Source organism: Rhodoferax sp., assembly GCF_025354435.1.
Taxonomy (GTDB): Bacteria; Pseudomonadota; Gammaproteobacteria; order Burkholderiales; family Burkholderiaceae_C; genus Rhodoferax_B.
Genome location: NZ_JANXMU010000052.1, coordinates 26,407 through 41,415, shown reverse-complemented (window position 1 = coordinate 41,415; position 15,009 = coordinate 26,407). Strand labels below are relative to the sequence as shown.

The 15,009-nt window shown below is 64.0% G+C and carries 15 protein-coding genes; 6 read left to right on the top strand and 9 right to left on the bottom strand.

Translation table 11 applies throughout. The annotated features are described in order from the left end of the window. Positions 1-39 precede the first annotated feature (39 nt). Positions 40-1,884 (bottom strand): ABC transporter ATP-binding protein/permease, encoded by a 1,845-nt coding sequence (locus Q0T48_RS14365; RefSeq protein ID WP_295957352.1) that lies wholly within the window; start codon positions 1,882-1,884, stop codon positions 40-42. A gap of 38 nt (positions 1,885-1,922) precedes the next feature. Between Q0T48_RS14365 and Q0T48_RS14360 the strand changes: the two genes are divergently transcribed. Together Q0T48_RS14360 and Q0T48_RS14355 are read left to right on the top strand one after the other, a co-directional pair. Continuing rightward, positions 1,923-2,333, top strand: coding sequence for an acyl-CoA thioesterase (locus Q0T48_RS14360; protein ID WP_295957351.1), 411 nt, complete (start codon positions 1,923-1,925; stop codon positions 2,331-2,333). Positions 2,334-2,357: 24 nt separating this feature from the next. After that, positions 2,358-2,777: a hypothetical protein gene (locus Q0T48_RS14355; protein WP_295957350.1), complete on the top strand. Its 420-nt coding sequence runs from the start codon at positions 2,358-2,360 to the stop codon at positions 2,775-2,777. Between the two features lie 8 nt (positions 2,778-2,785). On the opposite strand, the gene Q0T48_RS14350 is transcribed toward Q0T48_RS14355, so the two are convergent. After that, a complete protein-coding gene (locus Q0T48_RS14350) occupies positions 2,786-3,742 on the bottom strand; it encodes a chemotaxis protein (RefSeq protein WP_295957349.1) in 957 nt (318 codons plus the stop codon). Between the two features lie 156 nt (positions 3,743-3,898). Then, positions 3,899-4,483 carry a chalcone isomerase family protein gene (locus Q0T48_RS14345; protein WP_295957347.1) on the bottom strand — a complete coding sequence of 195 codons (585 nt, stop codon included), beginning with the start codon at positions 4,481-4,483 and terminating at the stop codon, positions 3,899-3,901. 357 nt (positions 4,484-4,840) lie between these two features. Between Q0T48_RS14345 and trpE the strand changes: the two genes are divergently transcribed. From trpE to trpD, 4 genes are read left to right on the top strand one after another with little or no spacing between them, the layout of a single operon-like run. After that, on the top strand, positions 4,841-6,343 hold the full coding sequence (trpE, locus tag Q0T48_RS14340; RefSeq protein WP_295957345.1) for an anthranilate synthase component I: 1,503 nt from the start codon (positions 4,841-4,843) through the stop codon (positions 6,341-6,343). Between the two features lie 2 nt (positions 6,344-6,345). Then, positions 6,346-6,921: an aminodeoxychorismate/anthranilate synthase component II gene (locus tag Q0T48_RS14335; protein ID WP_295957343.1), complete on the top strand. Its 576-nt coding sequence runs from the start codon at positions 6,346-6,348 to the stop codon at positions 6,919-6,921. Next, positions 6,921-7,595 carry a LysE family translocator gene (locus Q0T48_RS14330; RefSeq protein ID WP_295957341.1) on the top strand — a complete coding sequence of 225 codons (675 nt, stop codon included), beginning with the start codon at positions 6,921-6,923 and terminating at the stop codon, positions 7,593-7,595. The genes Q0T48_RS14335 and Q0T48_RS14330 overlap by 1 nt, the downstream gene beginning before the upstream one ends. 13 nt (positions 7,596-7,608) lie before the next feature. Beyond that, the gene (trpD, locus tag Q0T48_RS14325; protein WP_295957340.1) at positions 7,609-8,640 is read left to right on the top strand and encodes an anthranilate phosphoribosyltransferase; all 1,032 of its coding nucleotides are present in this window, start codon (positions 7,609-7,611) and stop codon (positions 8,638-8,640) included. Between the two features lie 63 nt (positions 8,641-8,703). Here the strand turns inward: trpD and Q0T48_RS14320 are convergent, their stop codons facing one another. From Q0T48_RS14320 to Q0T48_RS14295, 6 genes are all read right to left on the bottom strand, one after another. Then, the gene (locus tag Q0T48_RS14320; RefSeq protein ID WP_295957338.1) at positions 8,704-9,198 is read right to left on the bottom strand and encodes a DoxX family protein; all 495 of its coding nucleotides are present in this window, start codon (positions 9,196-9,198) and stop codon (positions 8,704-8,706) included. Continuing rightward, entirely contained in the window at positions 9,182-9,952 is a 771-nt protein-coding gene (locus Q0T48_RS14315) for a DUF2063 domain-containing protein (protein WP_295957335.1), read from the bottom strand. Before Q0T48_RS14315 ends, Q0T48_RS14320 begins: the two co-directional genes overlap by 17 nt. Continuing rightward, positions 9,949-10,794 carry a DUF692 domain-containing protein gene (locus tag Q0T48_RS14310; RefSeq protein ID WP_295957334.1) on the bottom strand — a complete coding sequence of 282 codons (846 nt, stop codon included), beginning with the start codon at positions 10,792-10,794 and terminating at the stop codon, positions 9,949-9,951. Before Q0T48_RS14310 ends, Q0T48_RS14315 begins: the two co-directional genes overlap by 4 nt. Before the next feature lie 20 nt (positions 10,795-10,814). Continuing rightward, positions 10,815-11,117: a DUF2282 domain-containing protein gene (locus Q0T48_RS14305; protein ID WP_295957332.1), complete on the bottom strand. Its 303-nt coding sequence runs from the start codon at positions 11,115-11,117 to the stop codon at positions 10,815-10,817. Positions 11,118-11,206: 89 nt separating this feature from the next. After that, positions 11,207-14,338, bottom strand: a complete 3,132-nt coding sequence (locus Q0T48_RS14300; RefSeq protein WP_295957330.1) for an efflux RND transporter permease subunit — start codon at positions 14,336-14,338, stop codon at positions 11,207-11,209. After that, entirely contained in the window at positions 14,335-14,988 is a 654-nt protein-coding gene (locus tag Q0T48_RS14295) for a hypothetical protein (RefSeq protein ID WP_366887959.1), read from the bottom strand. The genes Q0T48_RS14300 and Q0T48_RS14295 overlap by 4 nt, the downstream gene beginning before the upstream one ends. Positions 14,989-15,009 lie beyond the last annotated feature (21 nt).

Below are 15,009 nucleotides of genomic sequence, written 5' to 3'. Positions count from 1 at the left end.
GGTGGAATATGCGCTAGAGGCCAATTTTTACCATAAATACTATTCCGCGCTTTGCTGCAGCGCCCACATCGCCGCATAGCGTCCGTTGGCCGCCAGCAGCTCAGCGTGGGTGCCGCGCTCCAGGATGCGGCCTGCGTCCATCACCAGAATCTCGTGCGCGTCCACCACGGTGGACAGGCGGTGGGCGATGACCAGCGTGGTCTTGTTGCGGGCGGCGGTTTGCAGTTCGGCCTGGATGGCGCGCTCGTTGGCCGAGTCCAGCGCCGAGGTGGCTTCGTCGAAGATCAGGATGGGCGGGTTCTTCAGCAGCGTGCGGGCAATCGCCACGCGCTGCTTTTCGCCACCCGACAGTTTCAGCCCTCGCTCGCCCACCATGGTGCCGTAGCCCAGCGGCGTAGCGCAGATGAAGCCGTGGATGCGCGCGGCGCGGGCGGCCTCTTCCACCTGGGCGCGGCTGGCACCGGGCTGGCCGTAGGCGATGTTGTATTCCACCGTGTCGTTAAACAGCACCGTGTCTTGCGGCACGATGCCGATAGCTTGGCGCACGCTGGCCTGGGTGACGGTCTGGATGTTTTGCCCGGCGATCAGAATCTCGCCCTGCTGCACATCGTAGAAGCGGAACAACAGCCGCGCCAGCGTGGACTTGCCCGAACCCGACGGCCCCACCACCGCCACGGTTTTGCCCGCCGGGATGTGCAGGCTGATGTCTTGCAGGATGGGCCGCGCCGGGTCGTAGGCGAAGAACACGTGGTCGAAGCGCACATCGGCATGGCCGTCACCAGGCTTCAGCTGCAAGGGCTGGGCACCGGGTGCGTCGGCAATTTCGCGCTCTTTCTCCAACAGGGCGAACATCTTTTCCAGGTCGGTCAGGCTCTGCTTGATCTCGCGGTAGATCACGCCCAAAAAGCCCAGCGGAATGTAGAGCTGGATCATGAAGGCGTTGACCATCACCAGGTCGCCCAGGGTCATGCGGCCATCGACCACGCCCTGGGTGGCGCGCCACAGCATGGCGACCAGACCGGTGGCAATGATGAGCTGCTGGCCGGTATTCAGCAGGCTCAACGTGGTTTGGCTCTTGACCGAGGCGCGGCGGTAGCGCTCCAGGTTTTCGTCGTAGCGCTTGGCCTCAAAGGCCTCGTTGTTGAAGTATTTGACGGTTTCAAAGTTCAGCAGCGAATCGATGGCGCGGCTTTGTGCGTTCGAATCCAGCTCGTTCATCTGCTTGCGAAACTGGGTGCGCCACTCGGTCACCGTCACCGTAAAGGCGATGTAGGCCACCAGTGCGATCAGCGTGATCCAGGCAAACCAGATGTCGAATTTGACAGCCAGCAGGGTCAGCACAAAACCGACTTCGATCAGCGTCGGGATGATGCTGTAAAGCGAATACGAGATCAGCGAATTGACGGCCCGGGTGCCGCGCTCGATATCGCGCGTCATGCCGCCGGTTTGGCGCTCCAGGTGGAAGCGCAGGCTCAAGGCATGCAGATGTTGGAATACCTCCAGCGAAATCCGCCGCGATGCACCCGCCGTGGCCTTGGCAAACACCAGTTCGCGCAGCTCGGTGAACAGCGAGGTAGACAGGCGCAGCAGTCCGTAGGCCACCAGCAGTGCCACCGGCACTACGATCAGCGCGGGGAGCTGGTCGCTGCTGAGCTTGCCGCCGGTGGGGCTCATGGCATCGACCAGTTTTTTCAGCAGCAAGGGCACGCTGACACTGGCCGCCTTGGCCCCGACCATGAAGGTCAGCGCGGCAATCACCCGCCATTTGTACTCCCACAGGTAGGGAAACAGGCGGCGCAGCGTGCGCCAATCAGATTGCGGTGGCGCGGCATGGGTCAGCACCGGCATGGAAGCAAGGGGGGCGGTTTCGCCGTATCGGCGCATGGGGGACAATCTCAGTTATTTGCATTGGATTGTCCCTGATGTCTACAAATTCCAGCGACCCCGTCTCCTTGCCCACCGACATGGAACTGGTACTCAAGGTGATACCGATGCCCGCCGACTGCAACGCGGGGGGCGATATTTTTGGCGGCTGGGTGATGGCGCAGGTGGATCTGGCCGGGTCGGTGATCCCGGCGCGCTACGCCCAGGGGCGTATCGCCACGGTGGCGGTGAAAGAATTCATCTTCAAGCAACCGGTGCGGCTGGGCGATATCTTGTCGTTCTATGCCAAGCTGACCCGGCTGGGCCGCACCTCGGTGACCGTCAAGGTCGAGGTGTATGCCGAGCGCCTGAACATCCAGGGCCGCTACACCAAGGTAACCGAAGCCTCGCTGACCTTCGTGGCCATTACCGAGCAAGGCGAACCCCGCCCATTGCCCGTTCACAACTGATACCGCCACAACCGCCCTACCGACATGCCCCACAACACCGCCGCGCTGAGCCACGAATGGACCACCCTGCAAAACAACTACGAACAGATGGAGCGCAATGCGCTGCTGGTCAAACTGGCGGCCGTGGTGCTGTGTGTGGGAGGCTACGCGCTGGGTGTGCCGTATGAGCTGATCGGCGGCACGGCGTTGCTGCTGTGGGTGCAGGAAAGCCTGTGCCGCACCTCCCAGGCCCGCCTGGGCGAGCGCCTGGTGCGGGTGGAAGCCCTGGTCAGAAACTCTGCCCCAGCCAGTGCTGCCTGCCAGTTGCACACTGAATGGCTGGCCAGCCGCAAAGGCAGCGTGGGTTTGCTGGGCGAGTATGCCGCCCATGCACTGCGGCCTACCGTGGCGTTTCCGTATGCCGTGCTGGTAGTAGCCGCGCTGGTCGCCTACTCAGGACAGTAAAGACTCGGTCAGTGTTTGAGCACCTTGCGGATGGTGGCGGCTAGCTCTTCGGCGACAAACTTGCCCACATAGGCATCGGCCCCCACGCTCTTGACGTGCACCTCGTTGGCAGAGCCGGACAGAGATGAATGGATGATCACCGGCACTCCTTTGAAGCGGCCGTCCTGCTTGATTTTGCGGGTCAGGGTGAAGCCGTCCATCTCCGGCATTTCCAGGTCGGTCAGCACCAGGGCGACTTTGTCCTCGATGGACTTGCCTTCGGCCGCTGCCGCTTCCGACATGGTTTGCAAGCGGTCCCAGGCTTCTTTGCCGGTTTTGCACATAACGAACGGCACGCCCAAAGCCACCAGGCCCTGCTCGATCAGGGTCCGGGCCAGCATCGAGTCGTCGGCCGCCAACACCACCGCGCCGGGGCGCAGCTTGATCGTGGGGCCAATGCTGGCCGCATCGACATCGGGCGCCGAAGGCGGCATCACATTGCGCAAAATCTGCTCCACGTCCAGCACCTGGGCCAGCCGGGTGTTGTCCACATCGCCGTCCAGCCGGGCAATGCTGGTGATCATGCCGCCTTGGGTGTTGGACTCGGCCGATAGCACCTGGCTCCAGTCCAGGCGCACGATCTGATCGACTTCTTCGACCGCAAACGCCTGGGTAGAACGCGCGTATTCGGTCACCATCAAGATATTCAGGCCGTTTTTGGGCAGGCAACCCACGGCTCCCGCCAGATCGATCACCGGGATCACCTGGCCGCGGATATTGGTCATGCCCAGCATGTGTTTGGTAGACCCGGCGACCGCCGTGATGGTGGGCATCACCATGATCTCACGCACCTTGAAGACGTTGATCCCGAACAGCTCGCGCTGGCTCGAATGCGCCGCTTCACCCAGCCGGAACAGCAACAGTTCAAACTTGTTGCTGCTGGTGAGATTGGTCCGTTCGTCTACCTCTTGCTGGACTGTCGCCATGGATTTCCCCTTTGATGCACGCCATTAGATCTGGATTTGGATTTTTTACAAGTTCTCACACTTGCGTGCGCAGTGGAGCTGGATAAAGCCCATCTGCGGTCACCATGGCTTCAGAATGTAACAGCATGATTCACGCAAAGACGGCATTCCCAGCGATCACCCGGCCTTGCCCAACAGTGCGTCTTTCAGTTTCCAGTCCGCCGGGCTGGGGCCCAGCCAAATGCGCAGCAAGGCGTTAAAAAACTCCGCTTCGGGAAAAGGTTCGCCCTGCGGCTTGCCTTTAACCAGCAGCACCGTGCCCACACCGGGCATCCAGTCCAGTTCAAAGGTATCGCCAGGCAGCAGCTTTTTTTGCTCGGCAAACACCTGGCCCATGCGGTACAGGCTGGGCACCAGCTTGGACAGCTCGCCCCGGCCGGTGTTGTCTTCCACGCCCCGGGTGAACAGCTTGCCTAGTTCATTCGCATCGATCTCGCGCAGCATGGTGATGCTGATGCGTTTGGGGCCCGGCATGGCCATCACATCCTCGGGTGTACTGGCTTTTTTGGGCAGGTACAAGCCCGCGGCATAAACCTTGAAGACGGCTTTGTAGCGCACCCCCGCGCCGTTCAGTTGCAGCACGGTGCCGCGTTGGTCCAAGCTATCGGTATAGGCCACACCGGCCACCGTCACGGCCCACACCGGGGCGCTAGCGGCCAGCATACCCAGCCAGACGGCAGCACACGCGAGGAGTGACTTCATTCGAACCAACCTTTGAAAGTGGGGCATGTGCCACCGAGGCCCGCATTTTGACCCGTCTCGACCCGCTTGTCGCAGAAAAGCCCCCGTGCATACCCTGAAGACCAGTGCTTTGCGGGACAGAAGGCTGCGCGTGTTTGCTACACTTTGCGCATGTCCATTCCACGCACCATCATTGCAGGCTGCCTCGGCCAGGGAGCCTGGTCTTGGCGCAAGCCAAATTCTGCGCGTACCTGATTGCACGGCGCTGCCGTGCGTCCCACGCCTCACCCTCCGAGGCTGAATCGACATACAGCACCCCGTGCTGTGCCCCAGGCCCAGTCATAGAACGGGCCTGGACTCTCTCACAAAGGCACTTCCGTGATCACCGAACTTGAATTCAAAAGCCTGGCCCAGGACGGGTACAACCGCATCCCCTTGATGTTGGAGGCCTTCGCCGACCTGGAAACCCCGCTCTCGCTCTACCTCAAGCTGGCCCACACCCGCAATGGAGGCGCGTACAGCTTCCTGCTGGAGTCGGTGGTGGGTGGCGAACGCTTTGGCCGCTACAGCTTCATCGGCTTGCCCGCCCGCAGCTTTCTGCGCGCCAGCGGCTTTGGGGCGGCTGCCAAAACCGAAGTCGTGCGCGACGGCGTAGTGGTTGAGACGAACCAGGGCAACCCGCTGGACTTCATCGAGGCCTACCAAAAACGCTTCAAAGTGGCGCTGCGCCCCGGCCTGCCACGCTTCTGCGGCGGCCTGGCGGGCTACTTTGGCTACGACGCGGTGCGCTACATCGAGAAAAAGCTCGAAACCACCTGCCCGCCCGACACCCTGGGCTGCCCCGACATCATGCTGCTGCAGTGCGAAGAGCTGGCGGTGATCGACAACCTGTCGGGCAAGTTGTACCTCATCGTTTACGCCGACCCAACCCAGCCCGAGGCCTATCCCAATGCCAAAAAGCGCCTGCGCGAACTGAAAGAGCAGCTCAAGTACTCGGTCAGCGCCCCCGTCGTCAAGCCCACCCAAAGCCACCCCACCGAGCGCGAATTTGCCAAGGCCGACTACATCGCGGCGGTGGAACGCGCCAAGGAGCTGATTGCGGGCGGCGACTTCATGCAGGTGCAGGTGGGCCAGCGTATCAAGAAGCGTTACACCGAATCCCCCCTGTCGCTGTACCGCGCGCTGCGGGCGCTGAACCCCTCGCCCTACATGTTCTTCTACAACATGGGCGACTTCCATGTGGTGGCCGCCTCGCCCGAAATCCTGGTGCGCCAGGAGTCCATGGCGAATGGCGAACAAAAGGTCACCATCCGCCCCCTGGCAGGCACCCGCCCCCGCGCCTCCTCGCCCGAGCAGGACAAGGCTGTGGAAGCCGAACTCATCGCCGACCCCAAGGAACGCGCCGAACACGTGATGCTGATCGACCTGGCCCGCAACGACATCGGCCGCATCGCCAAGATTGGCACGGTCAAGGTCACCGAAGCCTTTGCGGTAGAGCGCTACAGCCATGTGATGCACATCGTCAGCAACGTGGAGGGCACGCTGCTCGACGGCATGAGCGCCATCGACGTGCTCAAGGCCACCTTCCCCGCAGGCACGCTGACCGGCGCGCCCAAGGTCCACGCCATGGAGCTGATCGACCAGCTGGAGCCCTCCAAGCGCGGCCTGTACGGCGGTGCCTGCGGCTACATCAGCTACGCGGGCGACATGGACGTGGCCATCACCATCCGCACCGGCATCATCAAAAACCAGACCTTGTACGTGCAAGCCGCCGCTGGCGTGGTGGCCGACTCGGTGCCCGAGCTGGAATGGAAAGAAACCGAAGCCAAAGCCCGCGCCCTGCTGCGCGCCAGCGAACTTGTTGAAGAAGGTTTGGAGTGACCATGAAACTGCTGATGATCGACAACTACGACAGCTTTACCTACAACATCGTCCAGTACTTCGGTGAACTGGGCGCAGATGTGGAGGTGGTGCGCAACGATGAAATCACCCTCGAAGAAATCGCCGCTCGCGCCCCCGACCGGCTGGTGATCTCTCCCGGCCCGTGCTCGCCCAAGGAGGCGGGCATCTCCGTCGCCGCCATCCAGCACTTTGCGGGCAAGCTGCCCATCCTGGGCGTGTGCCTGGGGCACCAGGCGATTGGCGCGGCCTTTGGCGGCAACATCATCCGGGCGCAGCAGCTGATGCACGGCAAGACCAGCGTCATCACCACCACGCAGCAAGGCGTGTTTGCCGGGCTGCCGGAACAGTTCACGGTGAACCGCTACCACTCGCTGTCCATCGAGCGCAGCACCTGCCCCACCGAGCTGGAGATCACCGCCTGGACCAATGACGGCGAGATCATGGGCGTACGCCACAAGACGCTGGCCATCGAGGGCGTGCAGTTCCACCCCGAGTCCATCCTCACCGAGCATGGCCACGCGATGCTGAAGAACTTCCTGGACCAGGGAGCGCGGTGATGCTGGACAGCCTGGGCATCGTGCACCTGCCGCTGTTCATCGCCTCGGGCTGGCTGCTGAACCTGACCCCGGGGCCGGACGTGTTCTACATCCTGTCCAATGGCCTGCGCGGCGGCTGGCGCGCGGGCGTGGTGGCGGCCCTCGGCATCACCGCGGGCTGCTTCGTCCACATCTTCGCCGCTGCTGTGGGGGTCAGCGCGCTGATCACCGCGTCGGCCACGGCCTTCACCGTGCTCAAGTGGCTGGGGGCGGCCTATCTGGTGTGGGTGGGCATTCAGATGCTGCGTTCACCCAAACCCGTGGATGCTACGGATTCCATAGCTACACCCGCAGACCAAACAAGCGCTAGCGGCCTAAAAAGCTTAAAGAAAGTGTTTCTGCAAGGCTTCTGGACCAACGCGCTGAACCCCAAGGTGGCGCTGTTTTTTCTGGCCTTCTTGCCGCAGTTCATCACCCCCGGTGCGGCGCAGCCCACGCTGGCCTTCGTGCTGCTGGGCCTGCTGTTCAACCTGAACGCCGTGCCCATCAACCTGGGCTACGCCCTGCTGGCCGCCTGGGCCGCCCGCCGCATGGGCGCGGTGCGGCGCGGCATGCACTGGCTGGAACGCGGCGCGGGCGCGCTGTTTGTCGCTTTTGGATTGAAGCTGGCCTTGTCCAGCACCCCGAACCCCTGAACCGGAGACCTCCATGATCACCCCCCAAGAAGCCCTGCAGCGCACCATCGAACACCGCGAAATCTTCCACGACGAGATGCTGCACATCATGCGGCTCATCATGCGCGGCGAAATGTCGCCGGTGATGATGGCCGCGCTGATCACCGGCCTGCGCGTGAAGAAGGAAACCATCGGCGAAATCACCGCCGCCGCCCAGGTGATGCGCGAATACTCCACCAAGGTCCACGTGGCCGATAAAACGCATCTGGTGGACATCGTCGGCACCGGCGGCGACGGCTCGCACACCTTCAACATCTCCACCTGCTCCATGTTTGTGGCCGCCGCCGCCGGGGCCAAGGTCAGCAAGCACGGCGGGCGCAGCGTCAGCAGCAAAAGCGGCAGCGCCGACGTACTGGAAAGCCTGGGGGTCAACATCCACCTGACGCCCTCCGCAATAGCCCAGTGCATTGCCGAAGTTGGCGTGGGCTTCATGTTCGCCCCCAACCACCACCCGGCCATGAAAAACGTGGCCCCGGTGCGCAAGGAACTGGGTGTGCGCACCCTGTTCAACATCCTCGGCCCCCTGACCAACCCGGCCGACGCACCCAACATCCTGATGGGCGTGTTCCACCCCGACCTGGTCGGCATCCAGGTGCGCGCCCTGCAACGCCTGGGTGCCGAGCACGCGCTGGTGGTCTACGGCAAGGACGGCATGGACGAAGTCAGCCTGGGTGCGGCCACCGTGGTGGGCGAACTGAAAAACGGCGAAATCAGCGAATACGAAATCCACCCCGAAGATTTCGGCATGACCATGGCCAGCCACCGCAACCTGCGTGTCGAAACCCCCGAGCAGTCCAAAGCCATGCTGCTGGGCGTGCTGGACAACGACCACGGTGCCGCCCGCGACATCGTCATCCTCAACGCTGGAGCCACGCTGTACGCAGCCAATGTGGCCGAGTCGCTGGCCGCTGGCCTGGTGCTGGCCCGCCAAGCGATCGAGTCGGGCGCGGCGCGGGCGAAGCTGGAGGAGTTGGTGGCAGCTAGCCAAGCCAGCCCATCAACGTAACGCTACATTTAATATAGCTGCTTGCGTATATAGCTAGTGCGCTAGAAGCCATTTTCTCTTAAATCACCCCCAGCGCCGCGCCAACCACGCATCCACAGAAATCTTCCCCGGACCCTGCGCCACCAGGTACAGCAGCAGCGCCGCCCAGGTGCCGTGGGTGGGGTAGGCATCGGGGTAGACGAAGAGCTGGATGGTCAGCGTCATGCCCAGCAGGCCCAGAGCCGACAGGCGCGTGGCCACGCCCAGCAGCAGCAGGATGGGAAAGAAATGCTCGGTGCAGGCGGCCAGGGTGGCGGCCAGTTCGGGCGGCAGCAGGGGCAGCTTGTATTCCTGCTGGAACAGCGCCACAGCCGAATCCGACAGGTGCGGCCAGCCCAGGTGGAACTCGCCGCCCACCAGGTCGATGGCCAGGCCTTCGACCTTGGTCTGGCCGGATTTCCAGAACACGGCGGCGATGGAAAAGCGGGCCAGCAAGGCGATCAGCGAATGGGGGATGCGGGCGCACGTGGCGATGAAGCTGCGCAGCAAAGCGGGGGACGTTTCAGGGGCGGTGGTCATGGGGTTCTCCGAAATGGATGCGGGTGATGAGGTGTTGGCGGATCAGCAGGGCCAAGGTGGGTGGCAAATCCAGTGCGGCATCGGCACTGGCGGCGGCCAGCAGGCTGGCACCCTGCTGCAGCGCGGTGATATAGGCACCGGCGGCGGCAGAAACCTCCAGCAGCTCCACATCCAGCCCCTGGCGGAATACCAGTGCGGTTTGCGGCAGCGCGGGGTCTACATCGGTGGCCTGTAGCCTGCCCTGGTGGGCCGCCCAGAGCGAACACACGGCGAAGCGGGAAGCCACCACCTGCAGCGAGGGATGCAGCGTTAGCCGCAACTGCGCCAGTTGCTGCGGGTCGGCCAGCGCGACCTGCAAAGCCTCTGGCATCACCGCATCCACATCGGCAGCGTGGTAGGCGCATACGCGGCCCATCTCCAACCGCGCCACGTCGGCCAGGTAAGGTACGCTGGCGGCGGGTTCGAAATTTTCGACAAAAGCGGCAAAATCTGCGCCGTACCAGGCCATGACGCGGGTGCGCGGCGGATGCGCCTGCACGTGCAGCCGCGCCAGGGCCCGAAAGAAGTCCTGGCCCACCAGCTCTTGCACCGCAGGAAAGGTAGCGGCCAGCGCATCCACCAGCGACACCACCACGTTGTTGCGGTAGATGGCAAAGCGCGCGGCGGGGTCGGAGCCGTTCCAGGTGGTCAGCCCGCCCGGGCAGGCCTGCGCAGGGTCCAGCAGCGCTTGGGCGAAAGCAGCTTGGGGGCTCATGCTGCGCCCTCCACCGCTTGCAGATAGCGCTCTGCCGCCTGGGCTTCAGCCAGCAGCAGCGGTAATGCGGGTACGTCGTTGTCGCGCTCGACCAGCGTGGCCACCGGGCCGGTGAGGCCCAGCGTGTAGGCGTACAGGTCCCACACGGCCTGGGCCACCGGGCTGCCGTGGCTGTCGATCAGCAAGGCATCACCCAAGCTGTCCTGCGTGGTGGCAAAGCCGGCCAGGTGGATCTCGCCCACCGCGTGCAGCGGCAGGGCCTGGAGGTAGGCGCGGGCATCGAATTGGTGGTTCACGCTGCTGACAAACACGTTGTTCACGTCCAGCAGCAGGCCGCAGCCGGTGCGGCGCACCACCTCGTGGATGAAGCCCGCCTCGGGCATCGTGGAGGCGGCAAATTGCACATAGGTGGCGGGGTTCTCCAGCAGCATGCGGCGCTGCAGACGGGTCTGCACCTGGTCGATGTGGTCGCACACGCGCTGCAAGGTGGCGGCGGTGTAGGACAAGGGCAGCAGGTCGTTGAGGAACACATCGCCGTGGGTAGACCAGGCCAGGTGCTCGGAAAAAGATTGGGGGGCGTAGCGGTCGAGCAGCACGGCCAGCGCGTGCAGGTGGGTGGTGTCCAGCGGCGCATCGGCCCCGATGGACAAGCCCACGCCGTGGATGGACAGCGGGTAGCGTTCGCGGATGCGGGCCAGGTAGTGGTGGGACGGGCCACCGTCCACCAGGTAATTCTCGGCATGGATTTCAAAGAAACCCAGGTCGGGTGCGGTGTCCAGAATCTCCCGGATGTGGGCAGATTTGAGGCCGATGCCCACACCGGGCGGCAAGGTTATGGGCATGGCGGGCCTTGGAGGCGTGTTTACATCTTGGCGGGGAAAGCCATTTTTTGGCCCATGCCGGTGGGTGAGCTCATGGATTTCATGGTTTCGCAGGTGCCTGCGGGCACAAACTTCCAGGAGTTGGCCTGGTAGTCCATCTTGGAAGTGCCTGCACAGGTGGTGCCCGCGCCAGCGGCACAGTCGTTCTTGCCGGCCATGGCCACGCCGAAGCATTTTTCTTTTTCGTCGGCAGCGGCAGCCGGGGCGGCGGCCATCGCCAGGGCAGAGCCCAGGGCCAGGGCCAGAACAGCGGTGGAAGCAAAGGATTTGGTGGAAGCAGTCATGAAAATCTCCGGTTAAAAAAGCACTTGGGGTTGAAGGTCAGCAGGGTGTTTCGCCTTGCTGTGGAGTAGTCGGGGGGGATGGCCGCTTCTTACAGCCTGCCCCGGTTATTTTTACGGTGCATCAAAAAATAGACCGCAGGGATGACGAACATCGACAGCAGCGGCGCGGTCACCATACCGCCGACCATGGGCGCTGCGATGCGCTGCATCACCTCGGAGCCGGTGCCGCTGCCCCACAAAATCGGCAGCAGGCCGCACAAGATGACGGCTACCGTCATGGCCTTGGGGCGCACGCGCAGTACCGCACCTTGCAGGATGGCGATCTTTAAATTCTCATCATTTTCTGTGTCTAGCGCTTGTTGCGCCTGCCAAGCTTGCTTCAAATACAGGAGCATGATCACGCCAAACTCGGCAGACACCCCGGCCAGCGCAATAAAGCCCACCGTGCCCGCCACCGACAGGTTGTAGCCCAGCAGGTACAGCAGCCAGATACCGCCCACCAGCGCAAACGGCAGGGTGGCCATGATCAGCACCGCGTCGCCCACCCGTTGAAACGTGAGGTACAGCAGCACAAAAATGATCAGCAGGGTAAAAGGCACTACCACCTTCAGCTTGGCCGTGGCCCGCTCCAGGTACTCAAACTGGCCCGACCACGACACAGCATAGCCCGCAGGCAGCACGACGCTGGCGGCAACGGCTTTTTGCATGTCCTGCACGGCAGATTGCAGGTCGCGCCCGCGAATGTCCACGTAGACCCAGCCGGACAGGCGGGCGTTTTCGCTACGCAGCATGGGCGGGCCATCAGCGATAGCGATGTCGGCCACATCACCCAACGCCAGCCGCGCCCCGCTCTCCGCCACCATGGGCAGCATACGCAACTGGGCCACCGAATCGCGCATCTCGCGCGGGTAGCGGATATTGATAGGGAAGCGCTGCGCCCCCTCCACCACCTCGCCCACGTTGTCGCCGCCCACGGCGGTGCTGATGACAGCCTGCACGTCGGCAATGTGCAGGCCCAAACGGGCAGCATCGGCGCGGCGGATGGTGATGTCTACATAGCGCCCGCCGGTCAAGCGCTCGGCCAGCGCGCTGCTGACACCGGGCACGGTTTTCAGAGTGCGCTCGATCTCGCCCGTTAGGCGGTCGATGGTGGCCAGATCGGCCCCGGCCACCTTCACGCCCACCGGGCTTTTGATGCCGGTGGCCAGCATGTCGATGCGGTTGCGGATGGGCGGCACCCAGATGTTGGCCAGGCCCGGCACCTGCACGATGCGGTCGAGTTCGGCCACCAGCTTGTCTTGCGTCATGCCGGGCCGCCACTGGTCTTTGGGCTTGAACTGCACGGTGGTTTCCAGCATCTCCATGGGTGCGGGGTCGGTGGCGGTGTCTGCCCGGCCTGCCTTGCCATAGACACTGGCCACCTCGGGCAGGGTTTTGATGAGGCGGTCGGTCTGCTGCAGCAGCTCCGCCGCCTTGCCCGCCGACAGGCCCGGCAGGGCCGACGGCATGTAGAGCACATCGCCCTCGTCCAGCGCGGGCATGAATTCGCCACCAATGTGTTGCAGCGGCCACAGGCTGGCCCCCAGCAGCACGACCGCCACCACCAGCGTGGCACGCGGCCAGTGCAGCACGTGGGTCAGCAGCGGGCGGTAGATGGCAATCAACCAGCGGTTCAGCGGATTGGCGTTTTTATCCGGAATGCGGCCCCGCAGCCCGTACCCCTTCAGCACCGGAATCAGCGTGACCGACAGGCCCGCCGCCGCCGCCATGGCATAGGTTTTGGTGAAGGCCAGCGGCGCAAACAAACGACCCTCTTGCGCCTCCAGCGTGAACACCGGGATGAACGACAGCGTGATGACCAGCAGCGAGAAAAACAGCGCAGGCCCGACCTCTGCCGCCGCGTCGCCCATGACCCGCCAGCGCTCCCGTCCGTGCAGCTTTTCCCCGGGGTGCGCATGGCGCCACTGCTCTAGGTGCTTGTGGGCGTTTTCCACCATCACCACCGCCGCATCGACCATCGCACCGATGGCAATCGCAATGCCGCCCAGCGACAGGATGTTGGCGTTCACCCCCTGGTAGCGCATGGCGATGAAGGCCACCAGGATGCCGATGGGCAGCGAGACGATGGCCACCAGGGCCGAACGCAGGTGGCCCAAAAATACAAAGCACACCACGGCCACCACCGCAAACTCTTCCAGCAGCTTGTAGCCTAGGTTGGCCACCGCACGTTCGATCAGGCCCGAGCGGTCGTAGGTGGGCACGATCTCCACGCCTGGGGGCAGGCTGGCTTGCAGGCTGCGCAGCCGGGTTTTGACGGCGGCAATCGTCTGCAGCGCGTTCTGGCCCGAGCGCATCACGATGACACCGCCCACGGCCTCGCCCTGCCCGTCCAGCTCGCCAATGCCGCGGCGCATTTCCGGGCCGAACTGGATGCGGGCCACGTCGCCCAGGTGCACCACGGCACCCGCAGCGGTGGTCAGCGGCAGGGACCGAAAATCGTCCAGCGTTTGCAAATAGCCGCTGGCGCGCACCATGTACTCGGCCTCGCCCAGCTCCAGCACCGAGCCCCCGGCTTCCTGGTTGCCCCTGCGTATGGCCTCAGCCACCTTGCCCAGAGGAATCCGCAAGGCCGCCAGCTTCTGCGGGTCGGGCACCACCTGGTACTGCCGCACCATGCCGCCGATGGTGGCCACCTCGGCCACGTTGGGCACGGTTTTCAGCTCGTATTTCAAAAATCCGTCTTGCAGCGCCCGCAGTTGCGAAAGGTCTTGCCCGCCGCTGCGGTCTACCAGCGCGTACTGGTAGATCCAGCCCACGCCGGTGGCATCCGGCCCCAGCGTGGCTTTGGCACCGGGCGGCAGGCGCGACTGCACCTGGCCCAAGACCTCCAGCACCCGCGAACGGGCCCAGTACAGGTCGGTGCCGTCCTCGAACAGCACGTACACAAACGAGTCGCCAAAGAACGAGTAGCCGCGCACGGTCTTGGCCCCCGGCACCGACAGCATGCTGCTGGTCAGCGGATAGGTCACCTGGTTTTCCACCAACTGCGGGGCCTGGCCGGGGTAGCTGGTGCGGATGATGACCTGCACGTCGGACAGGTCGGGCAAGGCATCCAGCGGGGTGCGCTGCACGCTGACCACACCCCAGGCGCTGAGCAGCAGCGTGGCCAGCAGCACCAAAAATCGGTTGGCGATGGACCAACGGATCAGCCGGGCGATCATGGCGTGGCCCCGGCGTTCATGCGCGCTTCCACACCTTTCAGGCTGGCTTCGGAGTCGATCAGGAACTGGCCCGAAACCACCACCCGCTGCCCGGCTTGCAGGCCGCGCAGCACCAAGGTGTGGCCATCGGCCTCGGCCCCGGTTTCCACCACCACCGGGCGGAAGTGGCCGTCCGCCTCGGCCAGCACCAGCACCGTGCGCCGGGCGGTGGGGATCAACGCCTCGGTGGGCACCTGCAACGATGCATCCACCAGCACGCTGCGCACGCCCAGGTTCTGCTGCATGCGCGGGCTGACGGTGACTGTGCTGGCATCCCCCTCGGCGGCACCTGCCGCACCGTCGGCGTACACCGGCACCAGCATCATGTCCATGAAGGGCAACTTGGCCGGTGCGTCAAACTTGTTCCCCGGCACCATGGGGTCGTGGTAGTACAGCACTTTGCGGCCCGTGGCGGGGTCCACATCACCGGCTTTGATGCCGCTGGCGATGTGGCGGCGGGTGGCAGCTTCACCCTCGGCAATGCTTTGCGGCACGGCGGCAGGTGCCACCACGGGCACGCTGGCGGCACCGCGCTGCCAACCCCATTGGTAAAGGCCATAACCCCCACCCACCCCGGCCATTAAAACGACAGCTATCCCAAACTTCTTCATTCCAGTCTCCTAACGTCACCT